The following is an 18404-nucleotide window of genomic DNA, read 5'->3' as shown; positions in this document are numbered from 1 at the left end:
ATAATCCTGATAATATTCTCATCTGTATTTTTAAGTTTATATATTACTTTTATTAATTATAATCAACTACAAGTGAATACTTTAACATGTAAAATATGTGTTATATGCAAATTATAGATAAAAACACACTGTACTTCTTTTAAGTAAGTTATATACTCAATTATGGAGTTAGTACTATGAGGAAAATGAACAAAAACGAATGTAAACAAAGAATAGAATTGCTAGATTTCTTAAACCACATATAACAGGTAGGAGAATGATTTTAAGGACAGTTATGCAAAGTTGCATTACTTCCTATAATTGCTTAAAATATGCATATGGTATTTAAATTTAATAGTAAATTCATATTAACTTACTAAAAGTAGTTTTAAATTCAGCTATGGTTTTTTTTAAAGAAATTTAAGTAAGGAGAACATACTATGTATATTGTAATAATAGGTTGTGGTAGATTAGGTAGCGGACTTGCTATGGAATTGTCTAATGACGGTCATGATGTGGTAATAGTGGATAAACATGCGGAAAATCTAGAGAGACTTAGAAGTGGATTTAATGGAATTAGAATTAAAGGAGTGGAGATAGATAATGATATATTAATAGACGCGGGAATAGATAAAGCAGATATATTTTTAGCTATGACTCCAGCAGATAATATAAATATTATGGCTAGTCAAATTGCAAAAGATATATTTAAGGTGCCTAAAGTAATAGCTAGAATTTTTGATCCATCAAGGGAATTTATTTATAGAAAACTAGGACTACAAACTATAAGTCCAACTGAAGTAAGTATAAATATAATTAAAAACAAAATAATAGATAAAAAATCAGATGCATTATTGATATTAAATAATGATATATCAATAGAGGAGATTACAATAAACAGACTTAGAATTAATAACATTTTAGAAATAGAAGATAAGTTTAATTGTAGGATATGTGCAGTTTCCAAAAAGGGGGAACTTATTATACCAAATGGAAATGAACTATTGGAAAAGGGTGACAAAATAATTTGTAGCATAAATAAGGAGAATAAAGAAAAGTTAGTAAAGGCAATAATGAAGGAGAAACTTAGATGAGAGCAATAGTAGTTGGCGGTGGGAAGGTAGGATACTATCTTGTTAAAGCATTAAAAGAAAAAAAACATCAGGTAGTGTTAATAGAAAAAAACACAAAAATTTGTGAAAAGGTTGCCGAAGAACTTGAAGTAGATGTAATATGTGGGGATGGCTCAGATGTTGAAGTATTAGAAGATGCGGATATAGAGCAAGCTGAAGTTGTAGCTGCAGTAACGGGAAAAGATGAGGAAAACCTGGTAATATGTCAGATGGCTAAAGTAAACTTTAATATTAATGAAACAATAGCTAGAATCAACAATCCTAAAAATACAGCAATTTTCGAAGCGTTAGGAGTGGATAAGACTGTATGTAGCACACAAGTAATTTGCAATTTGATAGAGGGTGAATTTAATAGCGAACCACTGAAAATTATAGAAAGCATTAATAAAGGAGAAATGACATTAGTAGAAGCAAAAATAGATAAAAGAAGCGCATGGAAAGATAAATCAGTAGAGCAGTTAAATATACCTAAGGAATGTGTAATACTATCAATAATAAGAAGTGGGGAAGTAATTTTTCCAAGAGGCTGCGTAGATATAAAAGAAGGTGATAAAGTACTTATTATCACAAATACAGATAAAAAAAATGATGTAGAAAAATCTATAATTGGAGGGTAAATATATTATGACTAATAAAAAAATTGTATGCGGAGTAATTACAGAGATAGGATATACATTAACATTTTTATTTATTTTATATGGCATTAATATGATTTTGGCAAGGTGATTATATGAAAAAAATAACAAAAAACTTTGATGATTTTAAAATAATAAATTTTTATGTAGGCTATGTAATAATGGGAACTGCAAGTTTAATGTTGATACCCATATTGATCTCATTGATATTTAAGGAATGGAGCGCGCTTTTAGATTTTATTATTAGTATAAATATAGCGATTAGTTTAGGTATAGTTCTTATGTTTACAGGTAAAGACAAGGTTGATAAAGTAAGGTTGCAATGGAAGCATGGGTTAATTATTGCATCTAGTTCATGGATTATATTAACTTTGTTATGTGCGGTGCCTTATGAACTCAGTGGAAATACAACATCTTTCTTAGATGCATGTTTTGATGTTATGAGTGGATTTACAACCACAGGAGTCCTACTTATTCAAAATCTTGACCATCTTTCTCTAGGATTAAATATGTGGAGACACATTCTTACCTTTGTTGGAGGCCAAGGCATGGTGGTACTAGCTTTAAGTTTTATGGTAAACCATACTTTAGGTGCTTACAAAATGTATGTTGGTGAAGGTAAGGATGCTGAACTCGTACCTAATGTAAAAAACACAGCAAGAATTATATGGAAAATAAGTATTGTGTATTTAATTGTAGGTACTATTATGCTTTGGATTAATGGAATGTTTATAGGCATGCAGCCTGTAAGTGCTTTCTTTCATGGATTATTTATTTTTATGTCTGCGTGGAGTACTGGTGGATTTGCACCAATGTCTCAAAACATTCTGTATTATCATAGTCTTTCCTATGAGTTATTAACAATGATTTTCTTTGTCATTGGTTCTTTAAATTTTGCATTACATTATGCAGTATGGCAAGGCAACAAAAAAGAGATATTCAAGAATATTGAAACACAGAGTTTTTTTATTACAGCTTTAATTATTTCTTTTTTTACAGCGTTAAAACTAACAAATTCAGGTGTATATAGTAATGGTATATCGGTTTTCAGAAAAGGTATTTATAATGTATTATCAGCGCATACAACTACAGGGTTTGGTAATCTTTATGCCAGACAGTTTGCAACTGAATGGGGCGATTTTCCTGTGGTTATGCTTATAATAGCCATGCTTATAGGTGGATCAGCATGTTCTACGGCAGGTGGGTTTAAAGGATTAAGGGTAGGATTGGTTTTTAAAAGTATAATTGCAGAGGTAAACAAATTATTAAATTCTGATAGAAAAATAAAGGTGTTTAAATTTCATCATATAAAGGAAATTATCTTAGAGGATGCAATGGTGAAATCTGCTTACCTAATAATAATATTATATATAATATTATTTTTTATAGGTACTGCGTTGGGAACCTATTATGGATACCCAGTGCTCAGTTCAGCTTTTGAAGCAGCTTCAGTTACAGGAAATGTAGGATTATCCATTGGGATTACGGCGCCTACAATGCCTACTGCAATGAAGGTATATTATATAATTGCAATGTATTTAGGAAGATTAGAATTCATATCTGTGTTTGCGCTAATAGGAGTCACATTTGGAGGCATAAAGAAATTATGGTTAAGACTTTTAAAACAATAATAGTAGTGTGTATTTTGGCTTTTTCTTTTTCAATAACATGTATGGCAAAGGAATATAGTAATTTTAATGAATTAATCGAAAATAGCAAAAATATTGATAATAGTAAAATTACATTAAAGGGTGAAGCTATTGGTGAATGTATGAATAGAGGTAAATACTCATGGGTAAATATCAATGATGGAAGCACAGCTATGGGAATATGGATTAAATCTGAACAAGTTCAAAGTATAAAAAAATTTGGTAAGTATGGTTATAGGGGAGATATAGTTAAGATAAATGGAACTTTTAATAGGGCTTGTAAGGATCATGGGGGGGATATGGATATCCATGCAAGCTCGGTTAAAATTATAGAGCCTGGGCACAAAGTAGCAATCCCTATAAGTAACAATAAAAAAGGTATAGCAATAATATTAACAGTCATCACACTTGCTTTAATTTTTTCATATATAAAATTTACTAAAAGCACTTCAAAGTGAAATGCTTTTTTTAGAACTTTAAAACTAAAACTATTTTGTCCATACTAAGCATAGTACTAGATATCCTTTTTAAGTAATGGATTATTCAAGATTAGCATTGCTAATTAAGAGGCATTTAGGATAGTCATAGTTTAAATAAACGATATTTAGATATATTAGGAAGGTGATGTGGAGTTTGAAGAAAGGTAAATTTGATGAGAAGTTTTTCAAAATTTCTAGTGAATATGAATATAGTGATTATGAAGAAATCAAACCTAAAACAATAATGATTACCAATGTGGTTAAAACTATAGTAATTATGAGTTTAGCCACTGTAATATCTCTGATATTTAGAAAAATTGGGTTACATGAATCAAATGTAATAATAGTATTTATTTTAGGTGTATTATTCGTATCAAGAAGTACTGATGGATATGGTTATGGTATACTGGCCGCGATAATTGGAGTGCTATCATTTAACTTTTTATTTACGGTGCCATATTATACCTTTCTAGCTTATAGAGCTGATTATCCAGTGACTTTTATTATAATGCTTATAGCAGCAATTATTACAAGCACTTTAACTTCAAGAGTTAAGTCGCAAGCTAAGATATCTTATATACGTGAAAATAGAATGCAAATTTTATATAAAATTAATAAATCATTGCTTACGGCAAGAAATAAAAAACAAGTAGTTGAGTTTTGTGGCGATAATTTAGTTGATATGTTTAACAGAAATATTATGATAGCTATAGTAGATGATAAAAATAATTTGCAACAGCCAAGTGAATATATGCTTAATGGAGAATATAGTAGGGGGATTTTTAAGTCAGATATAGAGGTTGGAGCAATTGAAAAATGCTTTAAAACAGGCAAATCAGTTGGCATTGAAGCTGAAATTTCCTTAAATAGTATTGGATATTACCATCCCATTAAAGGACAAAATAGGATTCTTGGAATTATTGGCATCGCATGTTTAGAAGAAAATGTGTTATCAAAAAATGAAAAGATCCTTCTAGAGTCCGTTTCTACACAAATCGCTTTAGCTATTGAAAGAGAAGAGTTATACGAAAAGAAAAGACAGATAAATTTAGAGACTGAGTCGGAAAGGCTTAGGGGCAATATTTTAAGGTCAATTTCGCATGATTTAAGAACTCCGCTAACAGGAATATTAGGGTCAGTTTCTACTATTAGTGATAATTATGATGTACTTGATAATGATACCAAGAAAGAACTTCTTGAAATAATTTATGAAGATACAAGCTGGCTTATACATTCAGTTGAAAATATATTAAGCATGACACGGATAGATGAAGGTAAGCTTGAAATTAAGAAAGAGGTAGAGATTGTTGAAGAACTTGTTGCTGAATCTATATCGAGAGTTACAAGGTTTTCGGGAAGTCATAATATTAAGATTGAACTACCAGAAAAAATGGTTATATTATTTGTAGATGGATTATTAATAGAACAAGTGTTTATTAATTTGATTGATAATGCCATCAAGTATTCACAGAGTGATTCTATTATAGAAGTTAAAGTTACAGAAAAGGAAGATAGTGTGGTTTTTGAGGTGTCAGATAATGGAAAAGGCATACCAGAAGAAGATATACCAACTATATTTGATAGGTTTTATACCAAGGCTAAGGGTAATTCCCTAGAAAAGCGAGGGATAGGATTGGGACTTGCTATTTGTAAGTCTATAATAGAAGCACATGGTGGATATATGGAAGCTTTAAATAACTCTTCTGGTGGGGCGACTTTTAGATTTAGTTTACCTGTAATAAGGAGTGATGGCAGTGGATATGAAGCCTTTGATTTTAATAGTTGAAGATGATAAGCCTATTAAAAAATTTATGAAAATTTCGCTTGAAGCACAGGGATATAAGTGCATTGAAACTGAATTTGGGAATGCGGCTATAACACTTATTTTTTCACATAATCCAGATATAATAATTTTGGACTTAGGGTTACCAGATATTGATGGACTTAATGTTATTGAGAAAGTAAGGGAGTCTACAAAAGCTAGGATTATAGTTGTTTCAGCTCGTGGACTTGAAAGGGAAAAAGTTGAAGCCTTAGATAAAGGTGCAGATGATTATTTGACCAAGCCTTTTAGTGTAGCAGAGCTTTTAGCTAGAACTAGAGTGGCACTTAGACATTTTAATGGAGAGAATAAGTCACAAAACGATGTGCAGTCAGTATTTAAGGTGAAGGATTTAAAGATAGATTTTGAAAAACGTAAAGTTATAATTTTAGATAAAGAGATACATTTAACACCAATGGAATATAAACTAATTGAGCTAATGTCAAGATATGCAGGACGCGTGTTAACTCATAAATATATAGTTGATGAGATTTGGGGAAGTTATTTTGAGAATGATACACAGTCTCTTAGGGTATTTATGGCTAATATAAGAAGAAAAATAGAGAAGGATCCTGCTAGGCCGCAGTATATCATAACGGAGGTTGGAGTAGGTTATCGTTTAGTAGATGAATAATGTTCCAAAAATGAAGCTTTTAGCTTCATTTTTTTTTGCAAAAAAATAAGACGTAACTTAAAATATTAACATAATCTTTATACATCAGGATTTATCTTTATACTTTCTTAATATCAAGTTCATGGTGATTTTGATAAGATATAATTATAATTATAATTATAAATATAAAGTGAAAGGATAACCTGGGGTGATTATATGTTAACAAATAGTAATGAAGAAAGTTCTTTTCAAAATAATATAGAAGAAGCTATTAATGAAATAAAGTCAAATAAATATGATCTAGCACATATGTATCTATATGCAGCTATGATTCAAAATGATCATTCGGCAGAAGTGTACAATTTACTAGGAGTTATTTCAGAATATAAAGGCGATGCAGCTATGGCGTGTAAATATTATAGAGCATCATATGTGTTTGATCCAACTTATAAACCAGCAGATAGAAATTTAGAGAAATTAACTTCATTTTTTTATATATTTAATGAAAAAAATATAGATTACGGAGATAATATGGAGAAAGAAAATCAAACAGCATATTTTAATAGTTATAAGGGGGTACGTGTTGGACATTTTAAAAATAATGAGACCGGTGCAAAGTCAAGGTGCTAAATAGTGTTTACAATTCAAGGAGTATCTAAGGTGATCGATTAACCACTTCAGAGGGAGAATTTAAATCCCCTGAAGTTTTTTTATGTCTTATAGAAATATAAATAGATGTTGAATAAGGGTGTTTAATTAATAATACCTTACAGGAAAATTAACTAAACTCATCTAGAGTATAATTTTAAAGGGTTGTATATTAATAAAAGTTGTTTCTTCCTATATAATCCATTGAGAAAATAACATTATTAGCTTAAAATGATTATATATATTAACATAAGAAAAAAAGGAGTGTGTTGTTTTGTTCCAATCCATAGTTGACTTTTTTGCTAAAGACAAAATACAAGAGGTTTTTAATGATTTAACATCCTATAAATTAAAATATGTAGGAATAGCTATCGCAGTTTTCGCATTATTTGTATTGTTAAAAAAGATATTCGCAAAATATGTATTCAAAATAATATTAAAACTTGTTAATAAAACGAAATTTGAAACAGATACAAAAATAGTAGCTGCTTTCCAAAAACCTGTAACTAACTTTTTTGAGGTATTAGGATTTTATTTTGCTTTTAAAATTTTAATTATCGCAGGAGTTCCAATTGACAGTTCATTTATAGAAAAGATTTTCAGTTCTGCTGTAATAATTTTAATTTGTTGGGGACTATATGATCTTACTGGAGAATCTTCTCTGCTGTTTGAGAGAATGCATAAAGCATATGATGTAAAAGTGGATAAAATATTATTCCCATTTATATCAAAAACGTTAAGAATGATGCTAGTAGCGTTAGTTATTACCATAATTGCTGAGAAGTGGGGATATAACATTCAAGGTTTTGTTACTGGGCTTGGGTTAGGAGGATTGGCTTTTGCATTAGCAGCTAAAGATGCGGCATCCAATGTTATTGCAGGTATGTTTATAATATTAGATAAGCCTTTTACTATTGGAGATTGGATTAATAGTGACACATTAGAAGGTAGCATAGAGGATATTTCGTTTAGGACTACTAAAATAAGAACTGTTGATCAAGCATTAATAATAGTGCCTAATTCAAAATTAACTAATGAGGCTGTAACCAATTTTAGCAGAAGGGGTAAACGAAGGGTTAATTTGAATTTAGAATTAACTTATAGCTCTAGGGAGAAATTAGAGATTTGTGTGGATAAGATTAGAAATATGTTAGAGAATTATTCACAGGTTAGTAAGGAAGGCATCCTTGTTACATTTGATAAATTTAATGCAACTAGTTTAGATATTTTAATATGTTTCTTTACTGATACACCAGATTTTGATGAATATTTTAAAATAAAAGAAAATGTTAATTTTAATATACTGGACATTTTACAGCAAGAGGGAATTTCAATGGCTTTCCCAAGCACAAGCGTTTACGTTGAAAAATTACCTAGTATAGATAAAGAAAAAAAAATTGAATTAGTTAATAAACTTCAAAAAAAACTTTAGGACTTTACCCTACAGCTTTTGCAGAGAATGCTATTTTAAACAATTAATTCTATAACATAACCATCAGCTATTATCGAATTTTTTACCTTGCTTTTATCAGAATAGCTATTTGTTCACCAAAAATATACAAAACAGTAAGTGATATTTAACTGGTAATCTAGTATTTAGTGGGGAATAATGTTATAATAGTAATGATGATAGTTGCTTTATTTTAGTTTAATTATATTATATAATTTAGACTAAAATAAAGTTTTTTTTATAAATGAACAGATAAGATGTTTATTGTCTGAATTTTTGGAAATGATTAATAATAAGCTTTTTATTTTTAATAAGTAAAATTAATTATTGAAGGACTATATATTATATAGTGGTTTCTGAGGAGGAATTTATTATGGCAATTAGTTTAAAAAAGGGTCAAAAGGTAGATTTAACGAAAGCTAATCCAGGCCTTAGTAATGTTATTGTTGGACTTGGATGGGATACTAATAAGTATGATGGTGGAGCTTCCTTCGATCTAGATGCAGCGGCTTTCTTAGTTGGAGCAAATGGGAAAGTAACATCTGATAATGATTTTATTTTTTATAATAACCCAAAGGACTCAGCAGGGTCTGTAACACATTTAGGAGATAACAAAACTGGTGATGGTGATGGTGATGATGAACAAATTAGAATTGAACTGAGTAAAGTGCCATCTTCTATTGAGAAGATTAACTTTACTGTAACTATTCACGAAGCTGTTCAAAGATGCCAAAATTTTGGACAAGTATCTAATGCATTTATAAGAATTCTCAATGAAAATAATGATAATGAATTAATAAGATATGATTTAAGTGAAGATTATAGTATTGAAACCGCAGTGGTAGTAGCAGAACTATATCGTAACAACGGAGAGTGGAAGTTCAGTGCAATAGGAAGTGGTTTTGAGGGTGGATTAACTGCGCTTTGTAGTAACTTTGGAATTAGTGTAGATTAAATGGCATTGAAAATGATGATAAACAGCATTAAAAATGATGATAAACAGCATTAAAAATGATGATTAATAAGGAGGAATAATTATGACAATTAACTTAAGTAAAGGTCAAAAAATAGATTTAACTAAAACTAACCCAAGTTTAGCTAAAGCAGTTATAGGACTAGGCTGGGATACAAATAAATATTCAGGTGGAGGAGATTTTGATTTAGATGCTTCAGCCTTTTTAGTAGGTTCAAATGGAAAAACCAATAATGACCTAGACTTTATATTCTATAACAATTTAGAGCATTCAACAGGAGCTGTTATACATACCGGTGATAATAGAACTGGAGAAGGCGAGGGAGACGATGAACAATTAATCATTGAATTTTCTAAAGTACCAACAGACATTGATAAAATTGCAATTACAGTAACTATACATGATGCAATAGCTCGTGCACAAAATTTCGGCCAAATTTCTAATGCGTTTGTTAGAGTGGTAAATGAAGAAACTAATGAAGAAATCCTAAGGTACGACTTATCAGAAGATTTTTCAGTAGAAACTGCATTAGTATTTTGTGAAATATATCGTAACAATGGAGAATGGAAATTTAGTGCGACAGGAAGTGGATTTCAAGGTGGATTAGCAGCCCTTTGTAAAAATTATGGTCTTGATGCATAGAAAGCAATATGATATTTAAATTAATCAGTGGATAAATATTCACTGAATATTTAAAGGGGATGACAAAATGGGTATAAATTTACAAAAAGGTCAAAAGATAAATCTTACAAAAGATAATCCTGGGTTAAAAAAGACAATGGTCGGACTTGGATGGGATCCAGTGGAGCGAGCATCTAAGGGATTGTTTGGAGGCTTATTTGGTGGAAAGCAAGCACAAATAGATTGTGATGCTTCTGTGCTAATGCTTGATGAAAATGATAAGCTAAGAGGAAAAGAAAATATGGTTTATTTCGGGAACTTAAAAAGTAAATGTGGTAGTATTCAGCATATGGGAGACAATCTTACTGGAGATGGTGATGGAGATGATGAGCAAATTATGGTTGATCTGTCAAGCATACCTCAAAATATAACTAAGTTAGTTTTTGTGGTTAATATCTATGCGGCAGTTCAGCGTAAACAACATTTTGGTATGATACAAAATGCTTTTATACGTTTAGTAAATCTAACGGACAATAAAGAGATGCTTCGTTTTAACTTAACAGAAGAATATTCTGGTAAAACTGGGTTATTCGTTGCAGAAATTTATCGCAATAATGGAGAATGGAAATTTACAGCCGTAGGAGAAACAGATGCTTCATCTGGCTTAGGTGAAATGATAAAAAGATACCAATAGACAAACTGGGTTTAAATAGATTATAGATAAATGTAGATATATTTATATACATTTATAGATATATAGATATATAGATATACTAGTGATGTAGAAAATGAGAGGGTTATCATTTTCTACATTTTAATTTAAAAGAAATTATGTAAATTACAGAAGGGTGGATAACATGAAATATTTTAATAAGCAGATCTCAGAAGTTTTAAAAAGTCTTAAAGTTGATAGTAGTAAGGGATTATCGGGTTCTGAGATTAAAGAAAGACTAGCAAAGTATGGTGCTAACGAATTTACTAAACAAGAAAAGGGATCGATGTGGGATAGTATTAAGGAGGCAATAACTGAGCCTATGATGATAATACTTTTAGTGGCAGCGGTAATTAGTGCATTAGTAGGAGAGTTTAGTGACGCCATTGGTATAGTATGTGCTGTAGCAATAGGAATTGGCATAGGAATTTTCACAGAAGGAAAATCACAAAAAGCTGCAGATGCGCTTTCAAAAATGACAGAAAATATAGAAGTAAAAGCATTGCGTAATGGGAAAATTGTTCAAGTGAATAAAAGTGATTTGGTACCTGGTGATATAGTTTCAATTGAGACGGGTGATATGGTACCAGCGGACGGAAGACTCATAAGTAGTATAGATTTAATGGTTAGAGAGGATATGCTTACAGGAGAATCAGAAGACGTGAGCAAGGATTTCGATGTTATTATAGAAATGGAAAATATACAAGCTAAAGATAAAAATATTGTGCAAGACCCTATTCCAGCAAAACAAACGAATATGGTTTTCGGGGGAACACTTATTGCGTATGGTAGAGCTAGCTTTGTAGTTACTTCCACTGGTGATAGCTCACAAATGGGCGAAATAGCTAAAAATCTTGAAGAAAGTGATTTAGAAACACCGCTTCAAGCAAAACTTGGAGATTTGGGTGCTAAGATTTCAAAAGTATCAAGCGCAATAGCTGCGATACTATTTATAATTATGATTATAAAAATGGTTCTAGCGAATACTATATCACCAGATACTACCGGTGTATTTGCCTTTTTAGAGTCTGTTGGACCAATAAAAACTGCGTTTGTTGTATGTGTTGCTTTAATTGTTGCAGCTGTTCCAGAAGGTCTTCCAACAATGATAAATATGACACTTGCAATAACTATGCAAAAGATGGCTAAGATAAATGCGCTTGTTACTAAAAAAGAAGCCTGTGAAACAATAGGTTCTGTAAGTGTAATATGCTCAGATAAAACAGGTACACTTACTCAAAATAGAATGACTGTAGAACAAGTTTACTTAAATGGCAAGTTCAAAGCAAGAGATGAATTAAGCGATAGAAATAACTATTTTATAGATAACTGTATCGTAAATTCAACAGCAGATATTGAGAAAGCTGATAAAGAAGTAAAATATTTAGGTAGTGCAACAGAATGTGCTCTTCTTTTATACAATGATGCTTGTGATTATGTACAAGAAAGACAAAGCGCAAAAATAGCTCATCAAATTCCATTTAGTTCAAAGCGTAAGAGAATGAGTACTGTTATAGAAGAGGATAAAGGTGCCACAGTATTAACAAAGGGAGCGCCAGAAATTATTTTAGAATTATGCAAGTATGAACATATTAATTGCATGGAAGTGGAGCTCGATCAAGCAAGACGAGAAGAAATATTAGATGAAATAGAGAAACTTCAGAGAAAATCTATGCGTGTACTTGGATTTGCATATAGAAATATAAGTGAAGAGGTAGCTATGGCATCCGAGCAAGGCACTTTAGAAAATGACTTAGTGTTTACAGGATTCGTAGGAATAAGAGATCCTCTAAGACTTGACGTTAAGGAAGCCGTAGAAACTGCTAAAAAAGCAGGAGTTTCTACAAAAATGCTTACAGGGGATAACATTAATACCGCCATTGCTATAGGAAAAGAATTAGGATTACTTAGTGGTAAAAATAGGGCAGTAGAGGCTACTTATATAGATACATTATCTGATGAGGAACTTAAAGATGAAATAACAACAATCTCAATAGTAGCACGTTCAAAGCCTGATACAAAAATGAGAATAGTTGAGGCTCTTCAAAGTAATGGAGAAGTAGTTGCAGTAACTGGAGATGGAATAAATGATGCTCCAGCCCTTACAAGAGCAGATGTGGGTATAGCTATGGGTATAGCTGGTACCGAAGTTAGTAAAAATGCAGCGGATATAATTTTAACAGATGATAGTTTTGGGACTATAGTAAAAGGAATTAAATGGGGAAGAGGTATTTATGAAAACTTCCAAAGATTTATTCAATTCCAGATAACTGTAAATATAATTGCATTCTTAACAGCAATTTTATCTGTAGTGTTTGACTTTCAAATGCCATTCACTACAATACAACTTCTATGGGTAAATATTATAATGGATGGCCCACCGGCACTATCCCTGGGACTAGAACCAGTAAGAGATGCTGTTTTAAACAGAAAACCTACAAATAGAAATGCTAGTATTATAACTAAACAAATGTTAAGAAGTATGATTGCTAATGCCTTATATATAACTTGTGTTATCATGATTCAGATGAAATTTGACATATTAGGAACTGGATTCCCTAAAGATGGGATTGCAGGACCAAACGAAATGCAAACAGCATTATTTGCATTATTTGCTTTCAGTGCATTATTTAATGCTTTTAATTGTAGAGAATTTGGGTCAGATAGCATATTTCCTAGCCTTACAAAGAACACTATATTTTTAAAGATAATTATGATTACAGCAGTAACACAAATATTTGTAACTGAAGTGTTTTCAAAATTCTTTAATGCAGTGTCTTTAAGCGCTACTATGTGGTTAAAGATAATCATTTTATCTTCACTTATAATAGTAGTAAATGAAATTGTGAAATTGATTGTGAAGCCTTTTGTAAAAAAAGAACAACAACAAATAGAAGAAGAATCAGAAGAAAAGAGAGTAGCTTAGAAGAGTAGGAATATGAAAATAAATAGACTGGAATACGTACTTATTATTTATTTTCATGTGGACAAAATGATAAATCCCCTATTATTGATTTTAATCAATAATGGGGGATTTAATTTGTTCTAAATAAGGTAAACGTAATATTATTCAATATAGGAACATACTTCATTACGAGAAATATCGTTAATTTCGTGGAATTTTTGATGTACTATATTTAAAATTTCCTCACCTGCAAATATACCAGATTTTTTTGTAATATAGACATTATTATGGAGTGTTTTCTCGAAAAGGTTACTTAGTAATTCTCCGTGAGACGGAACTAATCCATAATTTGAATGTTTAATTAGGGGGTAGTCTAGCAGAGAATCACCAGCAGCAAGGAATATATTTGTATTTTCTAGTTGCATTATATAATTTATAGGATCATATTTATTTATACAATTAGGTACTATATATACCTTTTTACCTTGCTTTGATACGCTGTAATTATAGCCTTTGCAAAATGAACGTAATACTTCAAAATAATCTAATTCCACTTTCCCATTTGTTATGTTATTAGCTAGTTTGTCCTCATCCACAATAGAGTATATGAATAAATCTTCACAAGTTTTATATGATTTTATAAAATCACTTTCTAAAAAGAAACTGCATAATACTATCATATTCCTAACAGATACAACTTTTTTAAGCTTATTAGAGCTTATATCTGTCCAAGATTTAAGTTCAATACCATTCTTAAGAATGATACCTCCATTGGCTACAACGGCATATTTAGGTTTTATTATATCATAAAAATATTTCATTCGCGTGTATTGCTCTGGGGAACGAGTGGTAACAGGTATAAAAAGCATAATTTCATTTATATGTTCAAGTTTATTGTGCATGGATTTAGTAATAAAACTGCACATATTGTTATTATAAAAGTCAACAGGAAAAAGGTTTTCTTCATTAATTAAGTTACAATGTCTTGAAGAATATATAAGCGTACTATCAAGGTCCGAGGCAAATATCATAAAAACACATCCTTATAGATCTTCTTTTTCCTTAGATTTAATAATGCCACAGCAGGAATAGCACATATCGGTATATATTTCTACAGGAATATCCTTTTCCGCGGCTAACGTAAATATATGCTTTAAATTTGGATTATCAAAGGAGTCAACTAGTATTTTAAAGGGAATTCTTCTTAGAAGTACTCGTGTGGTTTCCCCAATTCCTGGCTTTATAAGATTAATATTATTGATGCCAAATTTATGTCTGATGCTTTCGATGTCGCGAAGTCCTTTGCAGTTTAAAGAATTACCATCAAACTCAATATCTGCGGCAACTTCTGTAACGTTTGGGTCATTCAACAGTTCATATAGATAATTATTATCTAGCTCATCGAAACAGTTACATATTTCATCTATATAGAAATTGGAAACATCAGCGGGCGTTAATTCTTTATAAAATTTTGTGCCGTGAAAATCATCACTGCAAATAAACTTATCATTAAGAACAGTCCTACTTACAAGACCCGAAACTGTAGAATTAAGACAAGCGCTTGGAATTAAAAAATCTTCTCTTGTACCATAAATGAGGGTACAATGAGCGGGGTCCGATAGTACGGCTAGGTCCGAATTCAAGGTTATATTAAACTCCTGCGAATATTCTTTGCAAGCTTTTGTTAATGTATGTTGAATAACCCCTTTACCTGTCCACCCATCAATGAATTGTATTTCTGAGAAGGGGTGATTCTTTAATATATACATAAGTGCATTTTTATCTATGCCTTTATCACGTATTATAGAAATACTGTAATGAGGAGCGGTTATATTATACTTAAACTGTATATATCTTTTAATTAATATGCCAATAGGTGTACCGGCTCTTGCAAGAGAGACTAAAACAATATTTTTACCTCTTTTAGCTATAATTTTCTCGCTTAATATAGAAACTAGAGAAGCTAGTTTGTTTTTTGAATGCTCAAGGGTACTATAGAAAATATCCATGTATCCTTTTGAGGGAGTATATTCTATTGGTAACATTTCTGAATAGTGGATTCCACTTTGTATAGCATTTTCTCTAAATTCATTATCTTGCTCCACTATAAGGTGTGATATGTCTTTAAGAAGAAATACAACATCTTCCGTGCAGTAGCTTCCTGAAAAAATACATTTATTCATTTAAATACACCTCTTTTTTATATTATTTAAGAAACTTAAAAATTATCTGCTGTAATCAATTTAAAAGGGATTATACATTAGCATTTCCAGCATACAAATATAATGGATTTAGCATGAAAATAAGAGAAAATGCTATTTAATTCATCTTTCTTTTCTTTGGTTAAAGGCTTTTCAGAGAAGAAAAATACCTGGGTATAGAAATTATCAGGAATATTATAAAGGTAGTTAGTTATAGTGTCATCCTCAGGGCTTTGAAAAGCAATCTTATTTTTATTTCCATAAGAAGCTATATTTCTAGCATGAACGGGACTTCTTGTAGTGGAATGAAAATAGACATTATCTCCGAGCATCGAGCTTATACTACAAGGTAAATATATAAACTCCCCAGTTCCTATGCAAAGACAATTTCCAGTAGTTCTTTCTTTTATCAAAAATTTAGATATTGAATTGATTTCTTCAGAAATTTTCAAATTATCGCGAGAGGTAATTCCAAATCTACCAGTAGATTTATTATAGCCCTCAATACTTTGCGCTATTTGAAAAACACACTCTTTACTTGGAATTAGTTTAGTAGAACTTGGAGGAATAGTTATCTCGTCGCTAATAATATCTTTTGATTTACTGCACTTAATATCACCTTTTAATAAGGAACATACCCTGACATCTATGTTTTTTTCATCAATGAACATTTTATAACTATTAGCATCTCGCCAGTCTAAAATGGATATTATCCCAAAATATTTCCCGGGAAGGCATTTTATTAAATTTAATGCAGATTTACCTGTAGTAAGTTCATCGTCTATTAAAACTATATCAGAAAATTTATTAAAAAAATCACTTTCATAAGGGAAAAGCGAATGCTCTACTGCATGAGAATGTTCTTCATTAAAAAACAATGCAGGTTCTATAGAAGTTATTTTCTCACGCGAAGTATGTATATAAGCCGCATTTGAGAAGTTTTGAAATACTGATTGAGCAAGACCTGTAGCTGTCTCTGCAAAACCTATAAAAAGGGTTTTGTTTGCAAGCCTTATGGGTGTGTTTAAAATATCGTGTAAACTGTGGAGATTAACAGAGGTATCCATGTTATGAGAGACATCTAATGAAATAAGCGTATCAACTAATTCAGTAGTAGGATAAAGCACTGTGTCCTCTCTTTCATTAATCCATAAACGAGCCAAAATTCCTCCAATAATTTTTAGAGTATCTGGAATCATTGGCATATGTTTTCCTATAACCTTACTTACAAATAAAAAATCCCTCTTTTTATTTTCTCTAGCGGACATTGTAAAAAGCTTTGAAGCTGGAATGTTACATTTATTTTCTTTTATATTAAGTGATATTTGTAGGCTATTATCTATATTGTAATGAAGTGATTGATTGTAATAATTCTCTGTGTGATTTTCCATCCTCTAATACCCCCATTATTTTAGCTTTTAGTAATGTTTCTTTAGCCCACATTTCATGGGGTTTTACCTCATTCATTTTATTGGAATAATTGCTCTTTATTACACCATCAAGTGATGAACTGATAATATTAAGTGCATCTGTATAGTCTTCTTTAGAAACTACCATAAGAGAATTTACTACATTTACTTGAGTTGGATGTATAACAGTTTTACCAGTTAAGCCATTGGTTCTATCTAAAAGGGTTTCTTTAATAAGAACATTATTATGAAAATCTAAAACGTTGCTATAATATTCATAAACTACCCCGGAAATAACATAATCATCTCGTTTAAAGACATTTATTATATCACTAATACAGTCCTTTATTACGGCTAAATCGTATATGGTGAAATCTTTACCTCGACGAAGACTATATAATCCAGAAAAATCTGTTCCGCCAATTCGAATGTTTAAAACATATTCTTTATAAGAATCTAAGATATGTTTTACGCGAGTAAGTTCTTCTATTCGAGTTTCTTTATGAATTATGCAGGGGGTTTCGAGTATTGGCATCCCGTACAGGGTTCTTTTATTAGATATATTGTATTCTTTTAGTATAGAAAAGTATTTTTCTCCAAGTGTAAAATCAAATTTAGGGAAAATAAAACCACAAAGACCAATTAAAGAAGATTCATTAATCAACTTTTGAAGTTGACTAACATTTCGGACTCTGATAAAAATAAGGGGTAGACTATCGATAAAAGAAGAGTTATCTTTTAAAAGAAGGCCGATACTCTTAAATAGATTAATAATGTTAGTTTCAGCTTGTACAACTTGGTCTGAAGATACGGAATCTTCAAGACAAAGACTGATGGTGTGAGTACCCATTTTGTTACTTAAAAGAATGTCCTTAAGTAAATGTTCTCGCGTTGCTGGCATGTATAAACATGCGCCTAATGAATAGGATAACTCTTCCTTTGAGGAAAATAATCCGTAAATTGAAGGGGCTTTAAAGAAAATATCTTGTGAATTATTAATATTATTAAAATATCGCATAATTGTTCTCCATTTATTATAATAAATTAATCAGTAATTTAAAGATTATAAATAGTACTGATTGTGATACAAATTATAGCATATTTCTATACACAATTACATATTACACACAGAAATTACTGAATATAGAATAAATATAATTGATCTATTCGTTAA

Annotated in this window: 16 protein-coding genes; 12 read left to right on the top strand and 4 right to left on the bottom strand. The window is 30.8% G+C overall.

What is annotated here, in order from left to right:
* The first annotated feature begins 419 nt into the window (after nucleotides 1-419).
* From KTC92_RS12280 to KTC92_RS12225, 12 genes are all read left to right on the top strand, one after another.
* The gene (locus tag KTC92_RS12280) at nucleotides 420-1073 is read left to right on the top strand and encodes a TrkA family potassium uptake protein (RefSeq protein ID WP_220287445.1); all 654 of its coding nucleotides are present in this window, start codon (nucleotides 420-422) and stop codon (nucleotides 1071-1073) included.
* Nucleotides 1070-1729 (top strand): TrkA family potassium uptake protein, encoded by a 660-nt coding sequence (locus KTC92_RS12275; protein WP_165413760.1) that lies wholly within the window; start codon nucleotides 1070-1072, stop codon nucleotides 1727-1729. The genes KTC92_RS12280 and KTC92_RS12275 overlap by 4 nt, the downstream gene beginning before the upstream one ends.
* A gap of 113 nt (nucleotides 1730-1842) precedes the next feature.
* Nucleotides 1843-3378 (top strand): TrkH family potassium uptake protein, encoded by a 1536-nt coding sequence (locus KTC92_RS12270; RefSeq protein WP_220287443.1) that lies wholly within the window; start codon nucleotides 1843-1845, stop codon nucleotides 3376-3378.
* Nucleotides 3354-3854 (top strand): hypothetical protein, encoded by a 501-nt coding sequence (locus KTC92_RS12265; RefSeq protein WP_216304194.1) that lies wholly within the window; start codon nucleotides 3354-3356, stop codon nucleotides 3852-3854. Before KTC92_RS12270 ends, KTC92_RS12265 begins: the two co-directional genes overlap by 25 nt.
* A gap of 175 nt (nucleotides 3855-4029) precedes the next feature.
* Nucleotides 4030-5661 carry a DUF4118 domain-containing protein gene (locus KTC92_RS12260; RefSeq protein WP_258280597.1) on the top strand — a complete coding sequence of 544 codons (1632 nt, stop codon included), beginning with the start codon at nucleotides 4030-4032 and terminating at the stop codon, nucleotides 5659-5661.
* Entirely contained in the window at nucleotides 5630-6331 is a 702-nt protein-coding gene (locus KTC92_RS12255) for a response regulator (RefSeq protein WP_216304196.1), read from the top strand. Before KTC92_RS12260 ends, KTC92_RS12255 begins: the two co-directional genes overlap by 32 nt.
* Before the next feature lie 195 nt (nucleotides 6332-6526).
* On the top strand, nucleotides 6527-6940 hold the full coding sequence (locus KTC92_RS12250) for a tetratricopeptide repeat protein (protein ID WP_220287439.1): 414 nt from the start codon (nucleotides 6527-6529) through the stop codon (nucleotides 6938-6940).
* A gap of 292 nt (nucleotides 6941-7232) precedes the next feature.
* Complete coding sequence (locus tag KTC92_RS12245) at nucleotides 7233-8390, top strand: mechanosensitive ion channel family protein (protein ID WP_224579117.1); 1158 nt, start codon at nucleotides 7233-7235, stop codon at nucleotides 8388-8390.
* A 388-nt stretch (nucleotides 8391-8778) separates the two neighbouring features.
* The gene (locus KTC92_RS12240) at nucleotides 8779-9363 is read left to right on the top strand and encodes a TerD family protein (RefSeq protein ID WP_366510037.1); all 585 of its coding nucleotides are present in this window, start codon (nucleotides 8779-8781) and stop codon (nucleotides 9361-9363) included.
* Nucleotides 9364-9445: 82 nt separating this feature from the next.
* Nucleotides 9446-10024, top strand: a complete 579-nt coding sequence (locus KTC92_RS12235; protein ID WP_216304199.1) for a TerD family protein — start codon at nucleotides 9446-9448, stop codon at nucleotides 10022-10024.
* A gap of 67 nt (nucleotides 10025-10091) precedes the next feature.
* The gene (locus tag KTC92_RS12230; RefSeq protein WP_216304200.1) at nucleotides 10092-10697 is read left to right on the top strand and encodes a TerD family protein; all 606 of its coding nucleotides are present in this window, start codon (nucleotides 10092-10094) and stop codon (nucleotides 10695-10697) included.
* Nucleotides 10698-10860: 163 nt separating this feature from the next.
* Nucleotides 10861-13641, top strand: a complete 2781-nt coding sequence (locus tag KTC92_RS12225; RefSeq protein ID WP_220287436.1) for a calcium-translocating P-type ATPase, PMCA-type — start codon at nucleotides 10861-10863, stop codon at nucleotides 13639-13641.
* Between the two features lie 140 nt (nucleotides 13642-13781).
* Here KTC92_RS12225 and KTC92_RS12220 read toward each other — a convergent pair whose 3' ends face one another.
* The 4 genes from KTC92_RS12220 to KTC92_RS12205 all read right to left on the bottom strand — a co-directional run bounded on the left by KTC92_RS12220 (nucleotide 13782) and on the right by KTC92_RS12205 (nucleotide 18248).
* Nucleotides 13782-14651 carry an HAD family hydrolase gene (locus KTC92_RS12220; RefSeq protein WP_220287434.1) on the bottom strand — a complete coding sequence of 290 codons (870 nt, stop codon included), beginning with the start codon at nucleotides 14649-14651 and terminating at the stop codon, nucleotides 13782-13784.
* 12 nt (nucleotides 14652-14663) lie between these two features.
* Complete coding sequence (locus tag KTC92_RS12215) at nucleotides 14664-15803, bottom strand: cysteine protease StiP family protein (RefSeq protein WP_220287432.1); 1140 nt, start codon at nucleotides 15801-15803, stop codon at nucleotides 14664-14666.
* A 77-nt stretch (nucleotides 15804-15880) separates the two neighbouring features.
* Complete coding sequence (locus KTC92_RS12210) at nucleotides 15881-17212, bottom strand: phosphoribosyltransferase family protein (protein WP_220287429.1); 1332 nt, start codon at nucleotides 17210-17212, stop codon at nucleotides 15881-15883.
* Nucleotides 17157-18248 (bottom strand): HpcH/HpaI aldolase/citrate lyase family protein, encoded by a 1092-nt coding sequence (locus KTC92_RS12205; RefSeq protein ID WP_220287427.1) that lies wholly within the window; start codon nucleotides 18246-18248, stop codon nucleotides 17157-17159. The genes KTC92_RS12210 and KTC92_RS12205 overlap by 56 nt, the downstream gene beginning before the upstream one ends.
* Between the last annotated feature and the right edge of the window lie 156 nt (nucleotides 18249-18404).

The organism is Clostridium sp. CM027, assembly GCF_024730565.1.
In the GTDB taxonomy this organism is placed as follows: Bacteria; Bacillota; Clostridia; order Clostridiales; family Clostridiaceae; genus Clostridium_AD; species Clostridium_AD estertheticum_B.
The sequence above is the reverse complement of the archived record's forward strand: the minus strand, read 5'-3'. Positions and strand labels throughout refer to the sequence as shown.